The 25,773-nt window shown below is 72.9% G+C and carries 22 protein-coding genes; 14 read left to right on the top strand and 8 right to left on the bottom strand.

The annotated features are described in order from the left end of the window. Positions 1-307: 307 nt before the first annotated feature. Positions 308-871, bottom strand: a complete 564-nt coding sequence (locus FB470_RS35410) for a TIGR03086 family metal-binding protein (protein WP_306998878.1) — start codon at positions 869-871, stop codon at positions 308-310. 90 nt (positions 872-961) lie between these two features. Here FB470_RS35410 and FB470_RS35405 point away from each other — a divergent pair, with 90 nt between their 5' ends. Continuing rightward, positions 962-1,387 (top strand): DUF5946 family protein, encoded by a 426-nt coding sequence (locus FB470_RS35405; protein ID WP_306998876.1) that lies wholly within the window; start codon positions 962-964, stop codon positions 1,385-1,387. Here the strand turns inward: FB470_RS35405 and bla are convergent. After that, complete coding sequence (gene bla, locus FB470_RS35400; protein ID WP_306998874.1) at positions 1,384-2,262, bottom strand: class A beta-lactamase; 879 nt, start codon at positions 2,260-2,262, stop codon at positions 1,384-1,386. The genes FB470_RS35405 and bla overlap by 4 nt on opposite strands. 55 nt (positions 2,263-2,317) lie before the next feature. Here bla and FB470_RS35395 point away from each other — a divergent pair, with 55 nt between their 5' ends. Then, positions 2,318-3,223: a LysR family transcriptional regulator gene (locus tag FB470_RS35395; RefSeq protein ID WP_306998871.1), complete on the top strand. Its 906-nt coding sequence runs from the start codon at positions 2,318-2,320 to the stop codon at positions 3,221-3,223. Then, positions 3,220-4,122 carry a serine hydrolase gene (locus FB470_RS35390; RefSeq protein ID WP_306998869.1) on the top strand — a complete coding sequence of 301 codons (903 nt, stop codon included), beginning with the start codon at positions 3,220-3,222 and terminating at the stop codon, positions 4,120-4,122. The genes FB470_RS35395 and FB470_RS35390 overlap by 4 nt, the downstream gene beginning before the upstream one ends. On the opposite strand, the gene FB470_RS35385 is transcribed toward FB470_RS35390, so the two are convergent. From FB470_RS35385 to FB470_RS35365, 5 genes are all read right to left on the bottom strand, one after another. Then, positions 4,104-4,457, bottom strand: coding sequence for a DUF1330 domain-containing protein (locus FB470_RS35385; protein WP_306998868.1), 354 nt, complete (start codon positions 4,455-4,457; stop codon positions 4,104-4,106). The genes FB470_RS35390 and FB470_RS35385 overlap by 19 nt on opposite strands. A gap of 377 nt (positions 4,458-4,834) precedes the next feature. Next, on the bottom strand, positions 4,835-5,032 hold the full coding sequence (locus FB470_RS35380; protein ID WP_306998866.1) for a hypothetical protein: 198 nt from the start codon (positions 5,030-5,032) through the stop codon (positions 4,835-4,837). A 41-nt stretch (positions 5,033-5,073) separates the two neighbouring features. Next, positions 5,074-6,051 carry a TAXI family TRAP transporter solute-binding subunit gene (locus FB470_RS35375; RefSeq protein WP_306998865.1) on the bottom strand — a complete coding sequence of 326 codons (978 nt, stop codon included), beginning with the start codon at positions 6,049-6,051 and terminating at the stop codon, positions 5,074-5,076. Further along, positions 5,948-8,017 carry a TRAP transporter permease gene (locus tag FB470_RS35370; RefSeq protein WP_306998863.1) on the bottom strand — a complete coding sequence of 690 codons (2,070 nt, stop codon included), beginning with the start codon at positions 8,015-8,017 and terminating at the stop codon, positions 5,948-5,950. The genes FB470_RS35375 and FB470_RS35370 overlap by 104 nt, the downstream gene beginning before the upstream one ends. Before the next feature lie 42 nt (positions 8,018-8,059). Continuing rightward, positions 8,060-8,761, bottom strand: a complete 702-nt coding sequence (locus FB470_RS35365; protein ID WP_306998862.1) for a GbsR/MarR family transcriptional regulator — start codon at positions 8,759-8,761, stop codon at positions 8,060-8,062. A gap of 146 nt (positions 8,762-8,907) precedes the next feature. On the opposite strand from FB470_RS35365, the gene FB470_RS35360 reads away from it, so the two are divergent. From FB470_RS35360 to FB470_RS35320, 9 genes are all read left to right on the top strand, one after another. Further along, on the top strand, positions 8,908-10,071 hold the full coding sequence (locus tag FB470_RS35360; protein WP_306999620.1) for a cytochrome P450: 1,164 nt from the start codon (positions 8,908-8,910) through the stop codon (positions 10,069-10,071). Then, positions 10,059-11,015 (top strand): SDR family NAD(P)-dependent oxidoreductase, encoded by a 957-nt coding sequence (locus FB470_RS35355; protein ID WP_306998860.1) that lies wholly within the window; start codon positions 10,059-10,061, stop codon positions 11,013-11,015. The genes FB470_RS35360 and FB470_RS35355 overlap by 13 nt, the downstream gene beginning before the upstream one ends. 138 nt (positions 11,016-11,153) lie before the next feature. Further along, positions 11,154-11,999 carry an ESX secretion-associated protein EspG gene (locus FB470_RS35350; protein ID WP_306998858.1) on the top strand — a complete coding sequence of 282 codons (846 nt, stop codon included), beginning with the start codon at positions 11,154-11,156 and terminating at the stop codon, positions 11,997-11,999. Positions 12,000-12,018: 19 nt separating this feature from the next. Beyond that, on the top strand, positions 12,019-12,429 hold the full coding sequence (locus tag FB470_RS35345) for a hypothetical protein (protein WP_306998856.1): 411 nt from the start codon (positions 12,019-12,021) through the stop codon (positions 12,427-12,429). A gap of 26 nt (positions 12,430-12,455) precedes the next feature. Then, complete coding sequence (locus FB470_RS35340) at positions 12,456-14,285, top strand: hypothetical protein (RefSeq protein WP_306998854.1); 1,830 nt, start codon at positions 12,456-12,458, stop codon at positions 14,283-14,285. A 6-nt stretch (positions 14,286-14,291) separates the two neighbouring features. Beyond that, on the top strand, positions 14,292-14,642 hold the full coding sequence (locus FB470_RS35335) for a type VII secretion target (RefSeq protein WP_306998852.1): 351 nt from the start codon (positions 14,292-14,294) through the stop codon (positions 14,640-14,642). Beyond that, complete coding sequence (locus tag FB470_RS35330) at positions 14,639-15,121, top strand: YbaB/EbfC family nucleoid-associated protein (RefSeq protein WP_306998850.1); 483 nt, start codon at positions 14,639-14,641, stop codon at positions 15,119-15,121. The genes FB470_RS35335 and FB470_RS35330 overlap by 4 nt, the downstream gene beginning before the upstream one ends. Next, entirely contained in the window at positions 15,115-20,193 is a 5,079-nt protein-coding gene (locus FB470_RS35325; protein WP_306998847.1) for an RHS repeat-associated core domain-containing protein, read from the top strand. The genes FB470_RS35330 and FB470_RS35325 overlap by 7 nt, the downstream gene beginning before the upstream one ends. A gap of 108 nt (positions 20,194-20,301) precedes the next feature. Beyond that, positions 20,302-21,420, top strand: a complete 1,119-nt coding sequence (locus tag FB470_RS35320; protein ID WP_306998844.1) for an NDMA-dependent alcohol dehydrogenase — start codon at positions 20,302-20,304, stop codon at positions 21,418-21,420. Positions 21,421-21,474: 54 nt separating this feature from the next. Here FB470_RS35320 and FB470_RS35315 read toward each other — a convergent pair whose 3' ends face one another. Further along, positions 21,475-23,010, bottom strand: coding sequence for an MFS transporter (locus FB470_RS35315; RefSeq protein ID WP_306998842.1), 1,536 nt, complete (start codon positions 23,008-23,010; stop codon positions 21,475-21,477). A gap of 94 nt (positions 23,011-23,104) precedes the next feature. On the opposite strand from FB470_RS35315, the gene FB470_RS35310 reads away from it, so the two are divergent. Continuing rightward, entirely contained in the window at positions 23,105-23,701 is a 597-nt protein-coding gene (locus FB470_RS35310) for a TetR/AcrR family transcriptional regulator (protein WP_306998841.1), read from the top strand. Between the two features lie 231 nt (positions 23,702-23,932). Beyond that, entirely contained in the window at positions 23,933-25,696 is a 1,764-nt protein-coding gene (locus FB470_RS35305) for a flavin-containing monooxygenase (protein WP_306998839.1), read from the top strand. Positions 25,697-25,773 lie beyond the last annotated feature (77 nt).

Genomic DNA, 25,773 nt, shown 5'->3' with positions numbered 1-25,773 from the left:
CACGCCCGCCCAAGCGGCCCGGTTCAGGCGGGGCGGCCCCTCGGTGCGGGCATTCCGCGCTGCGACCCGGCCCCTGCGGTTCCGCGACCTGCCGGGCCGCGGGGCGTGCCCTGTCGGCCCGAGCAACCCGGCCGGGCCGGTGCCGCGCCCGCCCAAGGCGCCCGGTTCAGGCGGGCGGCCCAGGGAACGCGAGCATTCGACACTGCGACCTCGCCCCGGGGCGAGCCCCGCGGTTCCACCACCTCGCCGGCCGGTAGGCCCCGAGCAACGCGGCCGGGCCGATCCCACGCCCGCCGAGCCGCCCGGTTCAGGCCACGCGCCCCAGGAACGCGAGCATCCGCGTCAGCTCATCGGCCCCCGGGGGCGCTGTCACCTCCGGCCCGAAGAACCCCGGCCGCCGGACGACGTGGGCCCTGCCCCAGCCGTCCGCCAGCGCCACCAGGTCCGCGTCCGGGCGGACGTCGATCCCCAGGGCGTGCCCGATGTCCCAGCTGTGCACGATCGTGTCGGTGATCATCAGCGGCACCAGCCCGGCCAGGGGCACCTCGCCGAGGCCGGTGATCCGCGTGGTGCGCGCCAGCGCCTCCGGCGTCAGCGCCGGCACCGACGCCGCCCGCGCCTTGCGCCACGTCTCGAGCGGGTCGTCGCCGGCCAGGGTGCCCGGGTGCGGCGCTCCCGGCGCACCCTCACCCGGCGGGTCCGCCTCGCCGGTCGCCCACGCCCGCATCTGCCACTGCCCCCAGACCACGTGCCCGGCGACGTCCCGCACCGTCCACTCCGCGCACATCGACGGCTCGTCCCACCGGCCGCGGGGCACCGCCGCCAGCACCGCGTCCATCCCGTCCTGCGCCCGCCGGTACTGCTCCAACATGACCGAACTCCTTCCTCGGACAACACCCCGAGGACGAACGGCACGGGCCGGACTCGACACTCCCGTCGCTGGAGGTTCTACCGTGCCGGTATGCCGGTGACACGTTGCGCCGAGTGCGGGGCGCCCGCACAGCCCCATTCCTGCGCGGAGCTGTTCGACGTCGTCCTGGCGCTGGACCACTCCAGGCGCCCGCCGTGGGGCCCGCTGCACGCGGTGACCGTCGCGTGCTTCCTGCTGCAGCACCCCCGCCGCACGCCCGCCGCCGCGCACCCGTTGCAGGCCGTCCTGCACGCCTATCTCGACGGCGGCCTCGACGCGGTTTCGTCGCTCACCGAACGGCGCCGCCGCGCCAACAACCACCGGAACCGGGGCGCCGCCATCCCCGGCGGCGCCCCGGCTCCCGCCCGGACGACCTACTCGGTCACCATCGCCGACGTCGCCCAGGACGGGACGTTCCCCGCCGCCGGGTTCGCCGATCGCGTCGCCGCCTGGGCGCGTGCCGTCCTCGACGACTAGCGCAACGCGCCGACCGCCCGTGCCGTCGCCTCCGCGAGCAGGGGGTTCTGGGGCCCGGCGTCCTCGGTCGCGCGGCTGGTCAGCACGGCGATGACGATCGGCGCGCCCGACGGCGGCCAGACGACCGCGATGTCGTTGCGGGTCCCGTACGAGCCCGAGCCCGTCTTGTCGGCCACGGACCAGCCGGACGGCACGCCGGCGCGGATCGTCGCGTTCCCGGTCGTGTTGCCGCGCATGATGCCGGCCAGCAGGTCGCGCTTGTCCGCCGGCAGCGCGTCGCCGAGAACCAGGGTCCGCAGCGTGGCCGCCATCGCACGCGGGGTGGTGGTGTCGCGGATGTCGCCGGGCACCGCGGTGTTGAGGTCGGTCTCGGTCCGGTCCGCGTGCGTCGTGGTGTCACCGATCTCGCGCAGCACGGCGCCCAGCGCCGACGGCCCACCCAGCTCCCGGTACATCAGGTTCGCCGCCGTGTTGTCGCTCTGCGTCAGCGCGGACTCGACGGCCTCGCGCAGCGTCACGCTCGTGCGGTCCTTCGTGTAGGGGGAGTTGTCGACGACGTCCGCGCCCGAGTAGGTCAGCACTTCGTTCAGGTCGTCGCCGCGCCGCAGCAGTGCGCCGACCAGCGGCACCTTGATCGTCGAGCAGTAGGCGAACCGCTCGTCGGCGCGGAACCCGATCTCCCGGCCGGTGCCGGTGTCCAGCGCGTAGAGGCCCAGCCGGGCGTCGTACTTCGCCTCGAGGTCGGCGAAGTCCACCCGCGGCGCCGCCACGGACACGGAGGTGGCGGGCGGGGGCGGGGAGGTTTCGGCCGCACAGGCGGCGACCAGCCCGAACGCGAGAACCGCGGTCAGGGCCTGAAGAGAGCGAACAATCATGCGGTCAGCTTTCCGCGCGTTCTCGATGCCGTCGAAGACCGAAGTGAAGGCTTTCATGCGATCTCGGCATAAGATCGGGCGCGTGGATCTCGTCGGTGCCTGCCGGGCCTTCGTCAGCGTCAGCGAACGCGGCAGCTTCACGCTCGGCGCGGCGGCCGCCGGCATCCCGCAGCCGGTCGCCAGCCGGCGCATCGCCGCACTGGAACAGCACCTCGGCGACCGGCTGTTCGACCGGTCGACCCGGCGCGCGGTGCTCACCCCGTTCGGCCGGGACGTCCTGCCGGCGGCGCAACGCCTGGTCGGGCTGGCCGACGCGCTCGAGCACGACGCCCGGCGCGCCCGCCGCCGCCCGCTGCGGTTCGCGGTCCCCGACTGGTGCTCGGCGCGGGACCTCGCCCACCTCGACGCCGAGGCCCGCGACCACGACCTCGTCCTCGACTTCCGGCCCGCGCCGCCCGCGGAGCGCGCCGACCTGGTCCGGACGCAGGACGTCCGGGTCGCGCTCACCGCCGTGCCCGCCGACGAGGCCCGCTGGCGCGTGCCGCTCGGGGTGGCCGCCGCGCTGCCGCCGCCCGCGCACACCGTCTACCTGGAAACGCTGCGGGTGGGCCGGGGTTCGGACGGCCCGGCTCAGCGGGTGTGGCTGCAGCCGGAGGACGACGTGCCGCACATCCGCGACCGGCTCTTCCACCTGCGCGACTCGCTCGGGCTGCGGCCCTCCCAGGTCGCCACCGCGGAGTCGCTGATCGCCGCCGTGGCCGACGTGCTCGGCTCCGCCGACCTGTTGCTGTGCTCGGAAAGCCAGGCGGCCGAGCTGGAATTGCACTGGCGTCCGCTCGGCGAGCTCGACCTCGTCCGCGGCTACGCGCTGGCCGCCACCTACAGTGACGACGGAGAGCGCCTCCGGCCGTTGTCGCGGTCCATCGGGCACTGCCTGGGGGCGCGCGAGGGGGAGCGATGAGGACGGAAGCGCTGCTGCGCGAGATGCGGGACGTGCTCGACGACGCCGGGCTGCGAGGGTCGTTCGTGGTGCGGGACCTGCGCACCGGTGACGAGGTCGCGATCGAGCCGGACGCGCAGTGGCCGTCGGCGTCGCTGGTCAAGGTTCCGCTCGCGATCGCCACGCTGGAACGGATCCGGCTCGGCGAGCTCGACGGCGCCACCCAGCGGGAGATCCGTCCCGGCCGGATCGAGACCGCCGGCCCGACCGGGCTGAGCCGGTTCCGCCACCCGGCGAGCGTCGCGATCGACGACCTGGTCCACCTGGCGCTGACGATCAGCGACGGCGCGGCCGCCGACGCGCTGTTCGAGCTGACGCCGCCGCCCGAGGTCGCCCGGATCCTCAAGGGGTTCGGCATCGACGGCATCACCGTGCGGCACCCCGTGCAGGAGCTGACGGAGACACCGGCCGAGCGGTTCGACCGGGCCGAGGCACACCTGGCGTACGCGCTGGCGGTGGAGACGGGAACCGCCGGGCGCGGTCACCGCATCCCGCAGCTCGACGTGACGCGGGCGAGTTCCGGGTCGGCGCGCGCGTTCACGGATCTGCTGCAGGCGCTGTGGACGCCCTCGGCGATCCCGGCCCCGGTCGCCGGGCGGGTGCGGGAACTGATGCGGCACAACGTGTTGCGCCAGCGGCTCGCCCCGGATTTCACGTCCGACGCGTCGACCTGGTCGTCGAAGACGGGCACGCTGCTGACGCTGCGGCACGAGATCGGGGTGGTCGAGCACGCCGACGGGCAGGTGTTCGCGGTGGCCGCGCTGACCGAGTCACGGGTGCCGGCGGCGCACCAGCCCGGCGCGGAGGCCGTGATGGCGCGCGTCGCCCGGCGGCTGCGGGATCACTTGCGGCTGGGCTGAAGCGCGGCGCGCATGGCCCGCCCCATCTCGGCGGAGTCGTGACCGGGCTCGACGCCGTCGACGATGACGAGGTCACCCTCGATGTGGTCCGCGCGCAGCGGCAGGATCTTCCGGTAGGCGGGGGAGTCGTACCAGGCGCGGGCGTCGGCGCCGGTGGGGAAGCCGATGATCACCAAGTGACCGGGCCAGCTGCCCTCCCGGACGTCGACGGGCGCCCCGTGGACCAGGAAACGCCCGCCGAACGGGTCCAGTGTGGACTGGATGCGTTCCAGGTACTCGGCGACGTCCGGGTGCGGTTCGGCGGGCATCAGGTGGGCGAGCGCGTAGGCGGTCATCGTGGGTGTCCTTTCCGGAGTGGTGTCACCGATCCTCCGGCCGGACGTGCGCAGCGTCGATTACCCGAGGGGTAATGGTGCCGCCGGCGCAGGCGGGATCACCCGGTCCTCCGGAGTGCCACCGCATTCCTCCGGCGGGGCGTGACGACGTCGATGATCTGAGGGGGATGCGCGAAGTTTCACCGGCGCCACCAGCGGCGGCGCTTCGGCGCGCCCCTCGTCACGATCCACTTCAGCTCCCGGTACTGCGCCCAGGTCAGCCCGTCCGGCTCGACCTCGCCGCGGAGCAACCGTCCGATCTGGTCGAACGGCGAACCACGGCGCGGGGCCAGGCAGGTCCTGCGGCAGCTCGTCCCCGTGAGACTCCAATCGCCGCTTCACGCGGTCGTGGGCAGGATCATGCCGTGGACGCCCGCGACCGCCTCCCGGTGCCAGTCCTCGCGGGCGCGGGCCAGCCAGGCCGGCGGCGCGGGCAGCCGATCGATCTCGGCGTTGATCAGGTACAGCCACATCCGGATGTGGGCGTCCGCGACCCACAGGTCCTGGTCGCCGAACTCGATGCACGATCTGCCCACGCCGCCGAAGATACCCGGCGCACGCCGGCGATTTTCCGGCCTCAGGACGCCGACAGCGCCTGCTGCGCCCCCGGGTTCAGCGGCACCGGGGCGGTCTTGGGCGCCGTTTCGCGGGTGATGTCCTTCGCCGCCGGGTGGACGCTCTCCAGTTCCGCCTTCTTGTCGAAGATGAGTTTCGTGATGGCGCAGGCGTTGCCGGTCTCGAAGTCGTCCCGCACGAGGAGCAGGTTGGGCACCACGATGGTCGGCACGTCGGCCGGCATCCCGTACGTCGCGGCGGGGATGGTGCCGCCGTCGTAGACGCTGTTGATCTGCTGGAGCGCCGGCAGCTGCGGGGTGATGTCGATGAACTTCACCTGCCCCTTCATCGTCGTGGTGATGTCGGTGATCTGCGCGGTCGGCAGGCCACCGGACCACACCAGGCCGTCGATCGTGCCGCTCTTGATGCCGTCCGCGGTCTTGGCCAGGTCGAGCCGCTGCGCCTGCACGTCGGTGTCCGGGTTCAGCCCCGCCGCCTGCAGCAGCCGGTTCGCGATCACCTCGGTGCCGGACTTCGGCGACCCGGTCGAGATCCGCTTGCCCCGCATGTCGGCGACGCTGTTGATGCCCGAGTCGGTGCGCACCAGGACCTGCGTGGAGTTCGGGTAGATCCGGGCCAGTGCCTGAACCTTCTGCGGCTTGCCCTCGAAACTGCCCTTGCCCTGCACCGCGTCGGCGGCGGTGTCGGCCAGGGAGAACGCGATGTCGTAGGTGCCGCCGACCAGCTGCTGGATGTTCTGCACCGACGCGCCGGTCTCCGCCGCGGTCGCCTTCAGGCCGGTGTTCTTGCTGATCAGCTGCGCGAGGCCACCGCCGAGCACGTAGTAGACGCCGCCGCTGTTGCCGGTCGCGATGGTCAGCCGCCCGCTGCCGGCTTCACACGCCTGGCTCCCGCCCCCCGCCGGCTGGTTCGCTTGTTTCCCGCCGCAGCCCGTCGCGATCAGGGTCACCGCCGCCAGTGTCGCCAGCAGTCGTTTCATGCCGCCTCCTTCGCATCACCAGGTGCGCGGCCGCCGCGGCCACGCAACAGGCCAGACCGGCCACGATCGGCACCGGCTCCAGGTAGAGCAGGCACACCGCGGCCGGCACGCACAGCACCCGCACCACCGGGTGCACCGGGCCGAACAGCCAGCCACCCGTGACCACGCCCAGCGCGGCCACGGCGAGCGCGGACACGGCCAGCACCCACACCACGGTCACCGCGTCCCGCTGGAACAGCAGCGCCGAGCCGTTGTCGGTGAGCACGAACGCGATGGGCACCAGGAACGCCGGCAGCGTGTACTTCCAGCACTGCCACATCGTCGCCATGACCCGCCCGCCGGTGATCGCCGCGGACGCGACGGCGGCCAGCGCGGTCGGCGGCGTCACCTCGGACAACACCGCGTAGTAGAAGATGAACATCGCGCGCTCGGCCGGCGCCACACCGAGCGCCTCCAGCGCGGGCGCGATCACGACCCACGCGATGATGAACGACGCCGTCACCGGCACCGCCAGGCCCAGCACCCCGACCGCGATCGCGGACAGCAGCACCGTGAGCACCAGCACGACGGTCGCGTTGTCGGTGATCGCCCGCGCCAGGTCGACCAGCGCGTCGGCGAGCTCCAGGCCCAGCCCGGTCTTCGTGATCGTCGACGTGATCACCCCGGCCGCGGCGCACACCGCGATCACCGGCAGCGCGCCCCGCACGCCCCGCGACAGCGCGTTCACCATGTCCAGCGCCCAGCCGCGCAGGTCCCGCCGCCGCGCGATCAGCGCGAACAGGGCCGCCACCCCGGTCGCGTAGACGACGGCCGCGAACGGCGGGATGTCCAGTGCCAGGAACACCACGATGATCGCCAGCGACAGGAAGTGGTAGCCACCGCGCAGCAACAGGCGCCACGGGTCGCCGCGCTCGACGTCGACCGGTTTGGCCCGGAACCGCCGCGCGTCGGCCTCCATCGCGAACACGATGCCCAGGTAGTACAGCAGGGTCGGGACCGTCGCCCAGATCAGCACGGTCAGGTAGGAGGTCTGCAGGTACTCGGCGATGATGAACGCCGCCGCACCCAGCGTCGGCGGCGACAGGATCGCCCCGATCCCGGACGCGGCGAGCAGCCCGCCGGCGTTCTCCCGCGGGTAGCCGGCCCGCTTGAGGATCGGCCAGGTGATCGAGCCCAGGCTGACCGCGGTCGCGGTGCCCGACCCGGACACCGTGCCCAGCAGGAACCCGGACAGCACCGTCGTGCGGCCCGGCGCCGTGCGCGAGCGGCGGAACGCGGCGAAGGAGATGTCGACGAAGAACCTGCCGGCCCCGGAGGCGTCCAGCACCGCGCCGTAGATGGTGAACAGCACGATGTAGCTGGCGGCCACGTCGAGCGGGGTGCCGAAGAATCCGCTCGCGTCGTTGAACAGGGCGTTGACGATCTGGCTGAAGTCCACGCCGGCGTGCGCGATGCCCCAGGTCGGCGGCAGGTAGCCGCCGTAGTAGGCGTAGGCCAGGAACAGCAGGCACACGATCGGCAGGACCCAGCCCGTGGTGCGCCGGGTCGCCTCCAGCACGAGCACCAGCAGCAGTGCGCCGGCGACGATGTCCAGCGTGGACAGCTGGCCCTGCCGGTCGAGGAAGTCGTCGTAGCCGAAGAGCACCGGGTACAGGCCCACGACCAGGGACACCACGGCCAGCGCCCAGTCCAGCAGCCACGGGTTGTCCGGCACCCGGGTGGACCGCGCCAGCGGGCGGTAGCAGAGGAACACCAGCGGCAGCGTGCTGCCGAGGAAGATCACCAGGTAGAACTGGTTGCCCTTGGCGTAGGGGAAGAACACCTGTTTGAGCACGAGCAGGGCCACGGCCAGCGCGACCAGGTACACCAGCAGGTCGGGGCCGCGCGACAACCGCCGCGCGGGGCGCTCTTCGTCGTGCTCGGCGACGATGTCGTCGACCTCGTCGCCCGTGACGGCCTTGGTCATCACCGCTCCTTTGCGATGATCACACCATAGGGTGCCAACCGGTCATACGGAAGGTTTCGCACCACGGCCGGCGAGGGTTCGCCGCCAGTGCTCGGCCGCCTGGGCCATGTCCTCGCCGAGGTGGGCGAAGAACTCACCGGTGTCGCGCAGCCGGGCACCGGCCGGGGTGCCGGTCCCGTACAGTTCGGCGCCCCGCCGGGCGTGGTCGGCCCACAGCGTCATCGACCGGACGCTGACCATCCAGGCCCGGTACCAGACGTCGTCGTCGAGGACGTACCGGTCGCGCCGGCCGTCGCGTTCACGCCCGGCGAGACCGCGCTGCTCGAGCCAGCCGACGGCCTTGGACACGGACGCGGGACTGACCCGCAGCCGGGCCACCAGTTCGGCCGCGGTGAGGCCGGAGTCGCTGGTGAACAGGCAGACGAGGACCTTCGCCATCATCGCCGGGACCCCGGTCCGCACCATCATGGCGGCGAAGGACTCCTCGAACTCGTGCGGGTCGCCGCCCTCGACGTCGTTGGCGACGGGCACCGGAGCGGGCCTGCGGCGGCGGGCCCGCCACGCGGCCGCCTGCTGGGCCTGGTGGGCCCGGTACGCGTGGGCCCCGCCGTTGCGCGCCACCTCCCGGATGACGGTCGATTTGGGCCGGCCGAGCCTGCGGGCGATCTCCGCGTAGCTGAGCCCGGCGGCCAGCCCCGCGGCCACGTCCCGGCGCTCGTCGTAGGTCATCCGGGCTCGGCGCATCCGTCCTCCGGTGCATTCGGTGGCAAGGTCATTGCATCGATTCTCGTTTCCGACCTCGATAGACGCTAGTAGCTGGTTGCTCGGCCGGGAAGTGCGATCCTAATGTTCCGGAAATCGTGAACACCGCTGGAAAGGACCGTCCGGAGATGGCCCTGTCACTGCCCACCGAACGGCTCGCCGGGCGGCCGTTCGATCCGCCCGCCGAGCTGCGCGAGCGGCCCGCGCTGAGCCGGCTGAGGTATCCGGACGGGCACACCGGGTGGCTCGTGACCAGCCACGCGCTGGTGCGGGAGGTGCTGGCCGATCCGCGGTTCAGCGTCCGGCCCGAGCTGAGGCACCTCCCGGTGCCCGGCGCCCCGGGTGGCAGCCGGCCCGCGCCGCCCGGGGTCTTCCACGTGATGGACGCGCCGGAGCACACCCGATACCGCCGCCTGCTCGCCGGCCAGTTCACCGTGCGCCGGATGCGCCTGCTCGCCGGGCACATCAAGGACCTCACCACCGAGTACCTGGACGTCCTGGACAAGCACGGCGGCCCGGTGGACCTGGTGCGGACGTGGGCGCAGCCGATCCCCGCGCAGGTGATCTGCGAACTGCTCGGCGTCCCCTACGCGGAGCGGGCACGGTTCCAGGAACACGCGCTGGACCTGTTCCGCCTCGACCTCTCCGCGGAGCAGCAGGCAGCGGCCTACGCGGCGGTGCACGGGTTCATCGCCGAGCTGGTGGCCGCCAAGCGCGCCGCGCCCGCCGACGACCTGCTCAGCGGACTGACCGGCAGCGACCTCACGGACGAGGAGCTGGTCAACATCGGCTTCGTGCTGCTCGGCGCGGGCCTGGACACGACGGCCAACATGCTCGCGCTCGGCGCGTTCGCCCTGCTCCACCACCCGGACCAGCGGGCCGCCCTGTGCGCGGACCCCGGCCGGGCGGTCGAGGAGCTGCTGCGCTACCTGAGTGCCATCCCGTTCACCGTGCGCACCGCGCTGGAGGACCTCGACCTGAACGGCGAGCGGATCGCGGCGGGGGAGACGGTGACCGTCTCGATCCCCGCCGCCAACCGGGACCCCGGCCGCTTCGCCGACCTCGACGTCCTCGACCTGCTCCGCCCGGCCGCCGGGCACGTGGCCTTCGGGCACGGCATCCACCAGTGCCTCGGCCAGCAGCTCGCGCGGGTGGAGCTGCAGGTCGCGCTTCCCGCGCTGGCGACCAGGTTCCCGGCGCTGCGGCTGGCCGTGCCCGCCGAGAACGTCCGCGTGCGCACCGACAACCTGATCTACGGCGTGCACGAGCTGCCCGTCGAGTGGGAGGTGTGATCGTGCGGGTGTGCCTGGTCACCGGAGCGTCCTCCGGCATCGGGAGGGTCACCGCGCTGGAGCTGCTGCGCGCCGGTCACACGGTGTACGGCGCCGCGCGTCGCGTGCCCGGGATGGACGCGATCCGCGCCGCCGGCGGTCACGTGCTGCGGATGGACGCGCGTGACGGTGCGGACCTCGACCGTGCGGTCGCCACGGTGGTGGCCGAGCAGGGGCGGATCGACGTCCTGGTCAACAACGCCGGAACCGTCCTGCACGGCGCGGTGGAGGACGTGCCCCTCGACCGGGCCCGCGACCAGCTCGAGGTCAACCTGATCGCGCCGGCGAGGCTGATCCAGCTCGTCCTGCCGCACATGCGGGCCCAGCGGTCCGGGACGATCGTGAACGTGTCCTCGATCGGCGGTGAGATCGCGCTGCCGCTCGGCGCCTGGTACTACGCGGCCAAGCACGCCCTCGAAGCGCTGTCCGACACCCTGCGCATGGAGGTCGCGCCGTTCGGCGTCGACGTCGTGATCATCCAGCCGGGCATCAGCCGGCGCGATGGCGCAGCGCGCGAAGACCGGCCTCGGCGACGGCTCGGACCCCGCCGTGGTCGCGGAGGTCGTTCGCCGGGCCGTGGAGTCCGCCCGTCCGGAAACCCGCTACGCCGTCGGCTTCATGGCCGCGAAACTCCTGGAACTCAACCGGACCCTGCCGGATCGCGAGTTCGACGACCTCGCCACGCGCTCGCTCCGCTGAGCACCCCAGGGTTCCGGCGCGCTCGCCGAGAGGTGCACCTCCGAGCGCGGAGTCCACTCCGGAGTCGAGCTCACCGGTCGAGACCAGGGCGGCGCTGGACCGTCCCGAACACCACCGGCAGGCTGCCCGTCCGCACATCGAAGCGGGCCCGATCGGGCACTGTTGAGCCGGAGACGGACTTCCACCACCCGCCCGGTGCGTTGTGATCTCCACCGTGGCCTGGTGGGGCGCTCGACAGACCGCTGCCCTGGCGCGGACACTGATCAACGAACAAGCCACACTGGTCGTCCATGCCTCACGGCCCCGCCTCGGAGGCCGGAACCCGAAAGGTGACACAACCGTCGATGGTGTCTCGGTTCGACTTCACGCTCGGCAGCGTGGAGGCCGTCGTCGTCGGGCGCGCGCTGGACGTGGACGTCCGCGTCCACCCGCTGCGCATCAGCCACACCACCGTGGACCCGCTCCGCTTCGCCCTGCTGGCCCGGCGTGTCCACCTCGACCTGGAGGACCGCGGGCTCTCCGTGCGCGGCCGGCTCGACCCGAACGTCCGGCAAGCGTTCGCACTGCTCGGCGGCCACCGGGTCGCGATCACCGCGAGCGGCTCCGACGCGCGCACCGGTGACCTCGCCGTGTACGCCGCGACCGACGGCGCCCAGGCCGTGATGATCCGCCAGGGCGCGGGCGAGGACCGGCTCTGGTTCGCCCTCTTCCCGGACGAGGACCTCGTGCCCCGGCTGGCCGGTGCGCTGCCGCCCGCCGACGTCGCGCCGGGCGGGCCGCTGTCGGTGTCCCGTCACGAGGAGGACCGCCCCACCTCGGCGCTGGCCGCGCTGCGGCAGGCCGAGGAGGAGTTCGACGAGGAGGAGACCGAGGCCTTCGGCAGCCTCCAGGTGACCACGGTGGTCCGGTCGCGGCGGCCGTCGCGCCACCGCGCCGCGTCCGAGGAGGAGCGGCTGGCGGAGATCCTCGCCGCGCCGCGCCGGGGTGGCGGCTACTTCACCGCGAGCGGCCGCGGACGGCACGGCGAGCGCCGCTCCGCGGAGCCGGTGACGTGGCTGGACAGCGAGGCCGGGCGCTACCTGGTCAGTTCCACGACCGACCGGACCGGCACGATCACCGCCCGGTACGTGCCGGCCGGGTTCCCCGACGTCGCCGAAGCCGTCCGGGACATGATCGCGTCCGTCTACTGAGATCGGGGAGGTACCGGGGATGAGCGACGACGCGCAGGCCGCCACCGCGGCGGTCGCCGTGGTCGAGACCATGCGGGCCGGGGCGCTGAAGCGGCTCGCGACCGAGGGTGGGTTCGCCGTCGACGAGCAGACCGGCGAGAAGATGATCCAGGCGCTGCAAGGCATCGTCGACGCGCTGGAGGCGCGCTGGTCGGCGCTGCAGGCGTTCGGCCAGGCGCCGCCGATGAGCGACACCGCCACCGCCCGCTGGGTCTCCGACACGATGGTGAAGACCGCCAGTGACGAGCGCGGTCTGCTCACCCAGCTCGAGCGGGCCAGGGCCGAGCTGCCCACCTACATCGAGGCGATCCGCCTGGCGCAGAAGAACTACCGGTCCCAGGACGGGGACACCGGAGCCACGCTGCGGCGGCTGCGCGCCGAGCAGGCCTGACCGACGACATCCGGAGGAGAACGATCGTGGAGCTGTCCGACGTCGGCGGCGGACTGCAGGACGTCACCGCGGACCCGAACTCGCCCTACTACATCGGCCCCATCGGCCACGACCACACTTCGGGCGACGACATCCGCGCGCAGGTCACCCGCGAGGTCGACGAGGAGATCGCGAAGGGCTGGCTCGGTGACGTGGTCACCCCGCTGCTGCGCGACGAGACCATCCAGCGCCGCTACGAGCAGCGGATCGTCGCGGTGCGCGACAGCGCCGACGACGGGGTGGAGATCCGCGACCACGGCACCCCGCCCAGCTCGCTCTGGGACAACGCCACCCACGAGCAGATGCTGCAGGCCATCACCACCAACGCCGACTCGGCCGCCGTCGCGGTCACCTCGGAGGAGTGGGTGCGGCTGGGCAAGGAGCTCTCCGAGCACCAGCGCAACCTCGCCGACGCCATCAACGACAGCGTCGCCGACTGGCAGGGCGAGGGCGGTGACGCCGCGCGACAGCACCTCGCCGACGTCGGCAAGTGGCTCGGCACGACGGCCAAGGGCGCCACGCTCACCGGCCGCCAGCAGGAGATCCACTCGCAGGCCCTCAACGAGACCCAGAAGCAGATGGCGGCCAACCCGCCGGTGCGGTTCGACGTGCAGGCCGCCAACGCGCACCTGCAGACGATCACCGACCCGGTCGTCTACGCCCAGCAGGCGCAGCTCGACCAGCAGGCGGTGCAGCAGCAGGAGGCCGCCCGCCAGCAGGCCGCGCGGATCATGACCCAGTACGACGAAACCGTCGCCGGTGCCACCATCACGCCCGCGTTCCCGGCTCCGCCGACGCTGAACGGACTCACCGCCCGCACCGCGGCTCTGCCGGCCGACCAGACCGTCCCGGCCTCGGCGCGGATCCCGGCGACCGAGGCCGGCGCCGCCCAGGCTGCCCTGCGCTCGGCGACCACCCCGGCCAGCCCCGCCCTCGACCGGACGGCCGCCGGCGCCGGCGCCGGAGTCGGCGCGGTGCCGCCGCTCGCGGCGAACCTGGACGCCGCCGCGCTGCCCCGGGGCGGCCCGGTGCCCGGCCTCGGTGGCACCGGGTCCGGCGCCGACGGGCCGGCCCTGGCCGGTTACGGCCCGGCCGGTTCCGGATCGGCGCCGGGCGGCGGATTTTCCGCGCCACCGCTGTCCGATGTGGACTACCCGGCCGGGTCGCCGGTGAGCTACGGGGGCGGATCGCTGGAGAACCACGCGTCGGTGCCCAAGCTCGACATCCCGGATTCCACGGTCGCCTCCTCGGCGGTCGATCCGTCCGCCGGGTCGACACCGCGGGTGCCCACCATCGGGTACTCGGGCGGGATCAACGGCGACAGCATCGCCAGCCGTCTCGGTGGTGGCGCCACCCCGGCCGGGAACCCGTTGAGCGGGCTGGACAACCTCGGCGGCACCGGTGCCCCGCTCGGCGGCGGCACCGGGAGCGGCGCCAAGGGCCTGGGCGGCGCCGGGGGTCCGATCGGAGCCACCGGGATCAAGGGCCTCGGATCCGCCGGTGGCGGAGCGCTCGGCGGCGCCGGCACGAACGCGGGCCGGCTGGCCGGTGGTGCGAGCTCGGGCGCAGCGGCCGCGGCCACGGAGGAAGCCGCCGCCGCGCGCGGCGCGGCGGGAGCTCCGGGCGCGACCGGGCGCAGCGGCACGCCGGCCGCGGGCATGGCCCCGCACGGCGGCAAGGGCAAGGGCGAGGACGACAAGGAACACCGCATCGCCGACTACATCGAGGGCGACCCGGACCTGTTCGAGGGCGGCGACGTCGTCGCACCGCCGGTCATCGGTGACTGGAAGAAGACCAAGAAGGAAGAGAAGAAGTAGCCGCGCATGTCCTACGAAGTCAATCCCGGCGAGCTGCGCACGCACGCGAGCCACCTGGACGGCCTGACCGACCGGCTCGGTACCGTCGTCGACGCCGCGAACACCGTCGTCATGGACGACTCCGCCTACGGTCTGCTCTGCGCGTTCCTGCCGCCGATCGTCAACGCGACGACGCAGGGCGACGCGGTCGACGCGCTCAAGGCCGCCGTCGAAGGCATGCGGACCACTGCCGGCAACGTCCGCACCGCCGCCACCGGTTACGAGGAACAGGACCGCACCAACGCCGAGCCGTTCCAGCGGCAGCTGCGGGAGGCCACCCCGGTCACCGCGCGCGTGAGCACGGTGGTGTCCGAATGACCGCGGGACTGGGCGAGGCGATGCGCGACCCGGACGAGGCTGCCGCGCGCGTCGACGCGTGGGCGCAGGGCCTGGCGGCCAAGGCGGAGCGCTACCGCGCCGCGCAGCAGCGCACCGAGGAGATCCGGCTGACCTCGGCCAACACCGACGGGTCGGTGCGGGTCACGGTGCGCGCCGACGGCAGCGTGACCGGCCTGGACCTGTCCGGGCGGGCCCGCACCATGCCGCTGGACGAGCTGTCCGCGCAGATCCTCACCACCATGCGGCGGGCGCAGGCGGGCATCGCGAGCCGGGTCGCCGAGGTGATGGCCGAGGAGGTCGGCGACGAGGACCCGCAGACCCGCTCGATGCTGGTCGACAACCTGCGCAGCCGCTTCCCGGACCCGGACGCCGACGACGACGGTTCCGCGGACGCCGAGGAACCGCCCGGTGAGCGGCCGGCGTCCTCCGCCGACGACGAGGAGAACAACCCGTGGTGAACCCCCTGGTCGCGCAGGAGCAGAGCTCGACGACCGCGATCTCGGGGATCTCCCTCCTGGAGGGCGCCCGCGATCTCCGGCAGTCCATCGAGAGCGGTGATTGGGCGTCCGGCGCGCTCGGGGCCGCCGCAGCCGGCCTGGACGCGCTCGGGTTCGTCCTCGACCCGTTCGGCTCGATCTTCGCCGCCGGTGTCGGCTGGCTGATCGAGCACGTCGGCCCGCTCAAGGACGCCCTCGACGCGCTCGCCGGCAACCCGGACGCGGTCAAGGCACACGCGGACACGTGGCACAACATCGCCGCCGAGCTGGGCGAGATCGGCACCGACCTGGCCAACCAGGTCAACACCGACCTGACCGGGTGGAGCGGGCCGTCCGCGGACGCCTACCGGCAGCAGGCCAAGGACGTGGGCGACCTGCTCGGCGCCGCGCAGGAGGCGAGCAGCGGCACCGCCAGCGGCATCGAGACGGCGGGCACGGTGGTGGCCGCCGTGCGCACGCTGGTGCGCGACATCATCGCCGAGGTCGTCGGCCACATGATCTCCTGGGCGTTGCAGGTGATCGCGACGCTGGGCATCGCGCTGGCCTGGGTCGTTCCGCAGGTGATCAGCGAAGTCGCCAAGACCGCCGCCCGCATCGCCGACCTCGTCGGGCGCCTGACCAAGGCGCTCAAGGCGCTGTCGCAGCTGCTGAAGAAGGCCGGCGGCGTGTTCACCGACACCGCAGGCACCCTGGCCAAGATCAAGTCGGGCAAGCTGCCGACCCCGGCCAAGCCGGACAGCCTGCCGGCCGGCGCGAAGAACGTCGACCCGATGGCGGGCAAGGGCGGCGGCACGATCCCGTCCAGCACGCCCAAGAGCGCGCCGCCCGACGCGGACAAGGTCGCCCCGCCGCCCAAGCTGAACGACACCCCGGGCGACACCACGAAAGCCTCCTCCGCCCCGGACGTGGACAAGGTCGCACCACCGCCCAAACTGGACGGTGGCGCGCCGGGCGGGAACCCGAAGCCGCCGCCCGCGCCGGATGCGGACAAGGTCGCCCCGCCGCCGCGGCTGAACGAGGTCACCACACCGTCGTCGGCCGGGGGCACCCCGAAGAGCGCGCCCAAGGTGCAGGAGCCGCCGAAGCTGAAGGACCAGGGCAGCAACCCGCGCTCGCTCGACGACATCGTCGACTGCAAGGACCCCATCGACGTCGCGACCGGCCAGATGGTCATGACGGAGACCGACTTCGAGTTCCTCGGTGCGCTGCCCCTGGTGTTCCAGCGCTCGCACTTCTCGTCCTTCCGCGCGGGCCGCGCGCTGGGCACCGCCTGGGTGTCCACTGTGGACCAGCGACTCGAGGTGCACGACGGGGGCGTGAGCTTCGCCGCCTCCGACGGCACCCTGCAGCTCTTCCCGCACCCGGAGGCCGGCACCTGGGTGCCCGCCTCCGCGGGCCCGAACCGGCAGCTCACCCGCGCCGACGACGGCGGGTACCTGCTCGGCGACCGGGCGACCGACCGGCTGCTGTACTTCGCGCCCGGCGGCTCGGTGCTGCCGCTGACGTCGGAGACCGACCGCGACGGCCACCGCATCTCCTACGCCTTCGACGACCACGGGGTGCCCACCGAGATCCGGCACAGCGCCGGCTACCGCGTGCGGGTGGAGTCGTCCGACGGGCTGGTCACGGCACTCGTCTCGGTGGCCGCCGACGGCAGCGAGGTCGGCCTCGTCCGCTACGGCTACACCGGCGGGCGCCTCACCGAGGTGATCAACGCCTCCGGCCGCCCGATGCGCTTCGAGTACGACGCGGCGGGCCGGATCGTGTCCTGGACCGACCGCAACGGCGAGTGGTACCGCTACGTCTACGACTCCGCGGGCCGCGTGGTGCGCACGGAGGGCGCGGGCGGGTTCCTCACCGGGACGATGGAGTACGACACCGAGAACCGGGTCACCTACTCCACCGACTCCCTGGGCCACGTCACCGCCTACCACCTGAGCGAGACCGGCCGCGTCGTCCGCGAGGTCGACCCGCTCGGCCACACCACGTCGTGGGAGTACGACGCCGCGGACCGGCTGGTGGCCACGACCGACCCGCTCGGCCACACCACGCGGCACACCTACGACGACGACGGCAACCTGCTCACCCTGTCCACACCGGACGGTGTGGAGATCTCGTTCGAACGCGACGGTGCGGGGCTTCCGGTCACGATGTCGGAGGCTCCGGGCGTCGTCACGCGCTGGGAGTACGACGAAGCCGGGCGCCTGATCCGCGTGACCGAGCCCGACGGCGCGACGACGACGTACGCCTACGACGAGCGCGGCAACGTCGCGGCCGTCACCGACGCCCTGGGCAACACGCAGTCGATCCGGTACGACGACGGCGGCCTGCCGGTGGCCGTGACCGACCCGCGCGGCGCCGTGACCCGCTACGAGCGGGACCGCTTCGGCCGGGTCGTCGCCGTGACCGACCCGCTCGGCGCGGTGGAACGCTTCGGCTACACCGTGGACGGCCGGCTGGCCTGGCACCGGCACGCCGACGGCGCGCTCGAGCAGTGGGTCTACGACGGCGAGGGCAACAACCGGTCCCACACCGACGCGGTCGCCGGGGTCACCCGGGCCGAGGTCACCCACTTCGACCTGCCGTCGGCGGAGATCCGTCCGGACGGCAGCCGCGTCGAGTTCGCCTACGACACCGAAACCCGGCTGGTCGCGGTCACCAACGAGCAGGGCCTGGTCTGGCGCTACGACTACGACGCGGCCGGGAACCTGGTGCGGGAGACCGATTTCGGGGGTCTGACCACGCGCTACGCCTACGACGCCGCGGGCCGGATGGTCGAGCGCACGGACCCGTCGGGGCAGGTCACGACGCGGCGCTACGACGCGGCCGGCAACGTGGTGGAGGAGACCACCGCCGGTGTCACCACCCGCTACACCTACAGCGCGCTGGGCTGGGTGACCTCCGCCGATGACGGCACGAGCCGGATCACGTTCGAGCGGGACGCGGCCGGGCGGGTCGTCGCCGAGACGATCAACGGCCGCACCGTCCGCTCCTCCTACGACGCCCAGGGGCGCCGCGTGCGGCGCGCCACGCCCTCGGGCGCGGAGAGCGTGTGGGAGTACGACGGCAACGACCAGCCGGTCGCCGTGCACGCCGGCGGGCGCCGCCTGCGGTTCGCGCACGACCTGGCCGGCCGGGAGGTGCGCCGCGAGCTGGACAGCGGCGCGGCGATCAGCCAGACGTGGACGCCCGGCGGCGCGGTCGCCGCGCAGACCATCACCGGCCCGGCCGGGCAGCCGGTCCAGCAGCGCGCCTACACCTACCGGCCGGACGGGCCGCTCACCGCGATCCAGGACCAGCTCACCGGGCCACGAGCGTTCGCGCTGGACAGCCGTGGCCGGATCACCGGGGTGCGGTCGCCGCGGTGGACCGAGCGCTACGCCTACGACCCGGCGGGCAACGTCACCGAGGCCGTGTGGCCGACCCGGACGGAGCCGGACGTCGTCGGGCCCCGCGCGGTCACCGGCCCGGCGGTCACCGCGGCCGGTCAGGCGCGCTACACCTACGACACGCAGGGTCGCGTCGTACTGCGTGAGCGCGGCGGGCTGGTGTGGCAGTTCCAGTGGGACCCGCGCGGCCGGCTCGCCGGGGTGCGCGTCCCGGACGGCACCTCGTGGCGCTACTCCTACGACCCACTGGGGCGGCGGACCGCCAAGGAGCACTTCGCCGCCGACGGCGTCCAGCTGCTCGAGCGGGTCGACTTCACCTGGGACGGCCAGGTGCTCGTCGAACAGGCGCGCTCCGCCCCGGACGGCACGCGCGTCACGGTGTGGGACTACGAACCGGACACCTTCCACCCGCTGATCCAGCGCGAGCGCGTGCCGCGGTCGCCCCAGGAGTGGGTCGACGAGCAGTTCCACGCCATCGTCACCGAGCCGTCGGGCGCACCCGCGGAACTGGTCACCGACCAGGGCGCGGTCGCGTGGTTCGCGCGCACGAGCGTGTTCGGCGCGGTGGTCGAGCGCGCCGCGGCCCCGGTGGACACGCCGCTGCGGTACCAGGGCCAGTACTTCGACGCCGAGACCGGGCTGCACTACAACTTCCACCGCTACTACGACCCGGCGCTCGGGCGGTACCTCAGCCCCGACCCGCTCGGGCTGCAGGCCGGCCCGAACCACTACGCGTACGTGAGCAACCCGCACACATGGGCCGACCCGCTCGGGCTCGCGCCGGGCAGCTGCAAGAACGGCACCAAGCAGCAGAGCACGACCACGGGGAAGCGGAAGAAGCCGAACCTCACCGTCAACACCAACGTCCCGGCGACGCCGGTGACGAAGAACTCGCCGGGCGGCAGCCTGTACCAGCAGTTGTCGCCGGCCGGGAAGTACGGCGCCCAGAAGACGGACAAGGCCGGAAAGCCCGTCTTCAACAAGAAGGGCGAGAAGGTCTACAAGTACAACCGGCGCGAAGCGGCCGGTTACGTCAATCCCAGCCACGACTACAGCAAGATGCTCCCGCTGTGGGAGGAAGCGGCCAAGTCGCCCATCCCGATCGACCCCAGGACCGGCAAAAAGATTGAGGGCAAGGACCTCAAGGACTGGCTGATGGACCCGAACCGGCGCTTCGACACCAAGGAGCCCGGCGGCTCCTACACCGGCCTTCCCCAGAACGAGATCAAGGGCCACGGCAAGGGCGTGCTCGGCCACGAACCCTCGGCCAGCACGCACTGGAACCACCACGGCGGCAAGGAAAGCACCCGGGACGACAACCTCGAGCACAACAAGGAGACGAGCACCTACCACGGCATCGAGGACCGCGGCCGGTCGAACGCGAGCGGGTCGTCGGAGGAGCGCTACGAAAGCCCGGGACCGGACAACCACGGGAGGCGCGCGTACTGGGACCGCGACGACCCCGAGTTCAAGGAGCAGGGCGGGCCGTGGCACTCGTGGCAGAAGATCCAGGGACCGCAGCCGGGACCGTCGAACGCCGGTCCGTCCACACCGGACTCCCCGCTCACGCCGCTGACGCCGGACGGCCGCCCGGCGAAGCGCCCCCGGCGGGATGCCGACGGCGACGTCGACATGGACGACTGACGTGCTCGCCGCTCCGGTTCCCGCCGGAGCGGCGACCGGCGGGCTTGACTCGAACTAGAACTCGTTCTACCTTCGGCCGGTCGGCGTTGGATCGGTGGAAGGTGGGCGATGATGCGAACCCGGGCGGCCGCGCTGCTCGAACAGCCGGGCAAATGGCAGATCGTGGACATCGATCTGGACGAGCCGTCGGACCACGAGGTGCGCGTCCGGTTCCACGCGGCCGGCCTGTGCCACTCCGACGACCACGCGACGACCGGTGACATGCCGACACCGCACCTGCCGCTCATCGGCGGGCACGAGGGCGCGGGTGTCGTCGAGGCGGTCGGGCCGGGCGTGCGCAACCTCGCGGTCGGGGACCACGTGGTGGCGCAGTTCGTGCCGTCCTGCGGGCGGTGCGAGGCCTGCTCGTCGGGGCGGGGCAACCTCTGCGACCTGGGCATGTACGCGCTGAGCGGCTGCATGGCCGACGGCACGTACCGGGCGCACCACAACGGCGCCGACGTGGCGCAGATGACGATGGTCGGCACGTTCGCGCAGCACGCGATCGTGCCCGAGTTCTCCCTGACGAAGATCGACCGGGACATCCCGTTCCACGTCGCCGCGCTGCTGTCGTGCGGGGTGCCGACGGGGTGGGGTTCGGCCGAGTACGCGGCGGAGGTGTCGGCGGGCGACACGATCATCGTGATGGGTGTCGGCGGTGTGGGCATCAACGCGGTGCAGGGGGCGCGGGCCCGCGGCGCGGCGAACGTCGTCGCGGTCGACCCGGTGGCCTTCAAGCGCGAGAAGGCGCTGGAACTGGGCGCGACGCACGCGTTCGCCGGGATCGACGAGGCGGCGGACTTCGCGCGCTCGGTGACCAACGGGCAGGGCGCGAACTCGGCGATCGTGACGGTCGGTATCACCACCGGCGACCACGTGGCGCAGGCGGTGAACGCGATCGGCAAGTTCGGGACCGTGGTGGTCACCGGGATCGGCGACGTGAAGGACGAGGGCCTGCCGATCAACCTGTGGGCGCTGTCGATGATGCAGAAGCGGATCCAGGGGGTGATCTTCGGGATGGGCACGCCGTCGTACGAGATCACCCGGCTGGCGCGGATGTACCGCGCGGGCACCCTGAAGCTGGACGAACTCGTCACGACCACCTACTCGCTGGACGAGATCAACCAGGCGTACGCCGACATGCACGCCGGACGCAACATCCGGGGCGTCATCCTGCACGAAAGCTGAGTTCCTCCGAAGCCGTTCTTCCGGAGGGGGCGGCGGTCCACGGCGGGCCGCCGCTCACCCGGACGTCGGGCCGGGGCGGTCGCGCGGCGGCCGGAGCAGCACCGCGGCGACGATCCCCGCCGCGACGATGCCCGCCAGCGCCAGCAGGCTGTACCACATCCCGTCCGCGAACGCGGTTCGCGCGGCCGCCGCCAGCCGGGGTCCCGCCGGGCCGGCCCGATCGGCCACCGCGAGCGCTCCGGCGAGCGAACCGTCCGCGAGGTCGCGGGCCGCCGGCGGGAGTGCGGCCGTCGCGGGGTGGACGGCGCCCGTGTACGTCGCCGAGAGGACGCTTCCCGCGAGCGCGATTCCCAGCGCCGCACCGATTTCCCGCGTCGCGTCGTTCACCGCGGACGCCACGCCGTACTTGTCCGGCGGCACGTTGTCCAGGATCGCGCCGGTGGCCGCGGGCGCGGTCAGCCCCAGCCCGCCGCCCAGCACGCACACCGCGATCGCCAGCGCCGGGTACGAACTGTCCGGACCGAGCCGCCCCAGCAGCACCACCCCGGCCACCACGACCGCGAGCCCGGCGCACGTCACCGGTCCCAACCCCAGCCGCTGCCCCAGGATCGCCGAGACCAGCGACAACGGCAGCACCGACACCGCGATCGGCCACAGCACCAGCCCCGACTCGAGCGGGCTGTACCCCTGCACCAGCTGCAGGTACTGCGCCAGCGCGTACAGCGCCCCGAACGCCGCCGTGAACTGCACGGTCACCGACACCGCCCCGGTGGCGAACGCGCGGTTGAGGAACAGCCGCACGTCCAGCAACGGCGCCGTCCGCCGCGCCTCGAACCACGCGAACACCGCCCCCAGCACCACACCGCCGGCCAGCGCCCCGACGACCTCGGCGTCGCCCCACCCCAGATCCGCCGCGCGCAGGATCCCGAACACCAGCGCCCCGATCGCCAGCGCGCCCAGGACCGCGCCCACCGCGTCGAACCGGTGGTGGACCCGCTCGCGCGACGTCGGCACCGTCGCGCACGCCAGCGCGAGCAGCACGGACAACACGGCCGGGCCGAGGAACACCGAATGCCACGAGAAGTGCTGCAACAGCAGTCCGGCGATCACCAGACCACCCAGCCCGCCGAGCCCGGCCACCGCCGCCCAGACGCCGATCGCCCGGCCGCGCCGCTCCGGCGGGAAGCTCGCGTTGATGATCGACAGCGTCGCCGGCATGATCATCGCCGCGCCCAGCCCGGTCAGCGCCCGGGCGGTGATCAGCCAGCCCGGAGCCTCGGCGGCCAGGGGAGCGGCGCAACTGACCGCGAACACCACCAGCCCGGTGATCAGCACCCCGCGGCGCCCGTACCGGTCGCCCAGCGCCCCCATCGGCAGCACGAGCGCCGCCAGCACCAGCGTGTACACGTCGACGATCCAGGTCTGCTGCGCCTGGCTCACCCCGGTGTCCGCGGCCAGCGCGGGCAACGCGGTGTTCACGATCGTCACCATCGCGATCACCAGGCCGACCGCGGAGCACATCACGCCGACGATCCACGCCCGGCGGCCGGTGGACAGTGCCGAGACCTCCAGCGGTGCGTCTACCCGCATGCCACCTCGCTCCGACGGGAAACGAAACTGCCGGTATCGTAGCAGTACCGACAGTTCTGAACCTGGTTCTCGGCGCGGGAGGGAGAATCCGGTGGTGACGACGCAGCAGACGCCCGGACGACGCGATCCGCGGCTGGACCGCTCGCGCTCGGCCATCCTCTCCGCGGCCGTCGAGCTGCTGGCCGAGGGCGGGGTGCGGCAGGTGACGATCGAGGCGGTCACCGCACGCAGCGGGGTCGCGCGATCGACCCTGTACCGCCACTTCCCGAACAGCACCGAGCTCCTGGCGGCCGCGTTCCAGGAGCTGATCCCGCCGCTGCGCCCGCCCGGCTCGGGCTCGCCGCGGCAGCGCCTGCTCCGGTTGGTGCTCGCGCAGGCGGAGCAGATCGAACGGGCGCCGGCGCTGGCCGCGCTCGTCTGGATGGCGACGATCGGCCTGTCCGGACCACCCGGGCCGGACGACGGCGAACGCAGCCGGCTGACCGCGCTGCGCGAGCACGTCGTGGACACCTACCGCCGCCCGTTCGACGCCGTCCTGGCCGACTGCCTCCCCGGCGGTGCGGACGCCGATTTCGCCGCGTCCCGGCTCGTCGGCCCGCTGCTGTTCAACGCGCTGATCACCCGCCGCCCCAGCGACGAGCCGTTCTGCGCCCGCCTGGTTGACGACTTCCTGGCGACCCAGGCGTCGTAGTCCGCCGGCTGCTCGAGGCGGTGGCGATCGCGCGGAACTGCATGGGGCGGTTGACGCAGCGTTCCGCCCCTGCTTGCCGCACGGTGGATTGTGGTGATCGGTCCCCCGCGTGAACGACCGAGGGCATGATCATCTGCCCGGCATTTCCCGGAATCAGCCCGAGTGTGTGAACGCTCGACCGCGCCCTGCTACTCTTCAATCACTCGTTTGATTTAACTAGGGGCTCAGCGCATGCCGACGGATCCGGAACTCGACCTGGAGGCGCTGCGCGCCCGGTACCGCGCCGAACGCGATCGCCGCGTCCGGCCGGAGGGTGCCGCCCAGTACCGGGGCGCGGAGGGCGGCTTCGGCTACTACGCCGACGATCCGCACGCCGCCCCCGGTTTCACCCGTGATCCGCTGCACGACCGGGTCGAGGTGGTGGTCGTCGGCGGCGGGTTCGGCGGTCTGCTCACCGCCGCGCGGCTGCGGATGGCCGGCGTCGACAGCATCCGGGTCATCGAGAAGGCCGGCGACTTCGGCGGGACGTGGTACTGGAACCGCTATCCGGGCATCCACTGCGACATCGAGTCCTCTGTGTACCTTCCGCTGCTGGACGAGCTGGGCTACGTGCCCGAGTGGAAGTACTCGCCCGGCGCGGAGATCCTCCGGCACGCGCAGGCGATCGGCCGGCACTACGGCCTCTACCGCGACGCCTGCTTCCGGACCGGTGTGACCGAACTGCGCTGGGAGGACCCGGACTGGCTGGTCAGCACCGACCGCGGCGACCGGATCCGCGCGCGGTACGTGGTCGTGTCCAGCGGGACCCTCGACCGGCCGAAGCTCCCCGGCATCCCGGGCATCGACACGTTCGAAGGCCACACCTTCCACACCAGCCGGTGGGACTACGGCTACACCGGCGGCGACGCGAACGGCGGCCTGACCGGCCTGGCCGACAAGCGCGTCGCCCTCATCGGCACCGGCGCGACCGCCATCCAGGTCGTGCCCCACCTGGGCCGCGACGCGCAGCACCTGTACGTCTTCCAGCGCACACCGTCCTCAGTGGACTACCGCGGCAACCGCCGCACGGACCCCGGGTGGGCCGCGTCGCTCGAGCCCGGCTGGGCGGTGCGACGGCGGGAGAACTTCCTGCGCGTCGTCACCGGCAACCCGGTGGACGAGGACCTGGTCGCCGACGCCTGGACCGGCAGCGCGCACCTGCTGCGCAACCTGGTGCCCACGGACGTGGTCCTGATGTCGCCCGAGGAGGAGGAGATCGCCGACTTCCGCAAGATGAACGAGCTGCGCGCCCGCGTCGACGCGCTCGTCGAGGATCCCGCCACGGCCGAGAAGCTCAAGCCCTGGTACCGCTACGCGTGCAAGCGTCCCACGTTCAGCGACGAGTACCTGCAGACGTTCAACCGGCCCAACGTCACGCTGGTGGACACCGCGGACTACGGCGGCGTCGAGCGGATGACCGGGAAGACCCTCGTCGTCGGTGACGAGGAGTACGAAGTGGACTGCGTCATCTTCGCGACCGGGTTCGAGGTCGGCCGGTCGGACGTGATGTCCGGTCGGCTGCCGGTGTTCGGCCGGGACGGTGTGCCGCTGCTGGGGTCGTGGCGGACCGGGCCGCGCACGCTGCACGGCTTCTACAGCCACGGGTTCCCGAACCTGTTCCACCTGGGGCCGCTGCAGAACGCCAGCTCGGTCAACTTCGTGCACGTCCTGGACGAGCAGGCCCACCACGTCGCCGAGGTCGTCGCGCAGGCCCGCAAGCGCGGCGCGTGCCGCGTGGAGCCGAGTGCCGAGGCCGAGTCGGCGTGGGTCGACACGATCCAGGCGACGGCGCCCGACCTGGAGGAGTTCCTCGCGGAGTGCACGCCCGGCTACTACAACAACGAAGGCAAGCCCCGCAGGCGGCAGTCCTTCGGCAAGGGTCCGGTCGTGTTCCACGACCTGCTGCGCGACTGGCGCGAGTCCCGGATGGACGAGGTGCTGGTGGACGGTGAGTAGCGCACGGAGCGCGGACGCCTGCTCGAACTGTTCCGCGACCGACGGCACGTTCTCCGTGCCGCGAACGCGGAAGGCAC

It is taken from the genome of Amycolatopsis thermophila (genome assembly GCF_030814215.1).
GTDB classification, from domain to species: Bacteria; Actinomycetota; Actinomycetes; order Mycobacteriales; family Pseudonocardiaceae; genus Amycolatopsis_E; species Amycolatopsis_E thermophila.
The sequence above is the reverse complement of the archived record's forward strand: the minus strand, read 5'-3'. Positions and strand labels throughout refer to the sequence as shown.

Bases quoted from the DNA above. Each gene is read 5' to 3' on its own strand.
- FB470_RS35410 (WP_306998878.1), bottom strand. From the start codon at position 871: ATGTTGGAGCAGTACCGGCGGGCGCAGGACGGGATGGACGCGGTGCTG.
- FB470_RS35405 (WP_306998876.1), top strand. From the start codon at position 962: ATGCCGGTGACACGTTGCGCCGAGTGCGGGGCGCCCGCACAGCCCCAT.
- bla (WP_306998874.1), bottom strand. From the start codon at position 2,262: ATGATTGTTCGCTCTCTTCAGGCCCTGACCGCGGTTCTCGCGTTCGGG.
- FB470_RS35395 (WP_306998871.1), top strand. From the start codon at position 2,318: ATGCGATCTCGGCATAAGATCGGGCGCGTGGATCTCGTCGGTGCCTGC.
- FB470_RS35390 (WP_306998869.1), top strand. From the start codon at position 3,220: ATGAGGACGGAAGCGCTGCTGCGCGAGATGCGGGACGTGCTCGACGAC.
- FB470_RS35385 (WP_306998868.1), bottom strand. From the start codon at position 4,457: ATGACCGCCTACGCGCTCGCCCACCTGATGCCCGCCGAACCGCACCCG.
- FB470_RS35375 (WP_306998865.1), bottom strand. From the start codon at position 6,051: ATGAAACGACTGCTGGCGACACTGGCGGCGGTGACCCTGATCGCGACG.
- FB470_RS35370 (WP_306998863.1), bottom strand. From the start codon at position 8,017: ATGACCAAGGCCGTCACGGGCGACGAGGTCGACGACATCGTCGCCGAG.
- FB470_RS35365 (WP_306998862.1), bottom strand. From the start codon at position 8,761: ATGCGCCGAGCCCGGATGACCTACGACGAGCGCCGGGACGTGGCCGCG.
- FB470_RS35360 (WP_306999620.1), top strand. From the start codon at position 8,908: ATGGCCCTGTCACTGCCCACCGAACGGCTCGCCGGGCGGCCGTTCGAT.
- FB470_RS35350 (WP_306998858.1), top strand. From the start codon at position 11,154: ATGGTGTCTCGGTTCGACTTCACGCTCGGCAGCGTGGAGGCCGTCGTC.
- FB470_RS35345 (WP_306998856.1), top strand. From the start codon at position 12,019: ATGAGCGACGACGCGCAGGCCGCCACCGCGGCGGTCGCCGTGGTCGAG.
- FB470_RS35335 (WP_306998852.1), top strand. From the start codon at position 14,292: ATGTCCTACGAAGTCAATCCCGGCGAGCTGCGCACGCACGCGAGCCAC.
- FB470_RS35330 (WP_306998850.1), top strand. From the start codon at position 14,639: ATGACCGCGGGACTGGGCGAGGCGATGCGCGACCCGGACGAGGCTGCC.
- FB470_RS35320 (WP_306998844.1), top strand. From the start codon at position 20,302: ATGATGCGAACCCGGGCGGCCGCGCTGCTCGAACAGCCGGGCAAATGG.
- FB470_RS35315 (WP_306998842.1), bottom strand. From the start codon at position 23,010: ATGCGGGTAGACGCACCGCTGGAGGTCTCGGCACTGTCCACCGGCCGC.
- FB470_RS35305 (WP_306998839.1), top strand. From the start codon at position 23,933: ATGCCGACGGATCCGGAACTCGACCTGGAGGCGCTGCGCGCCCGGTAC.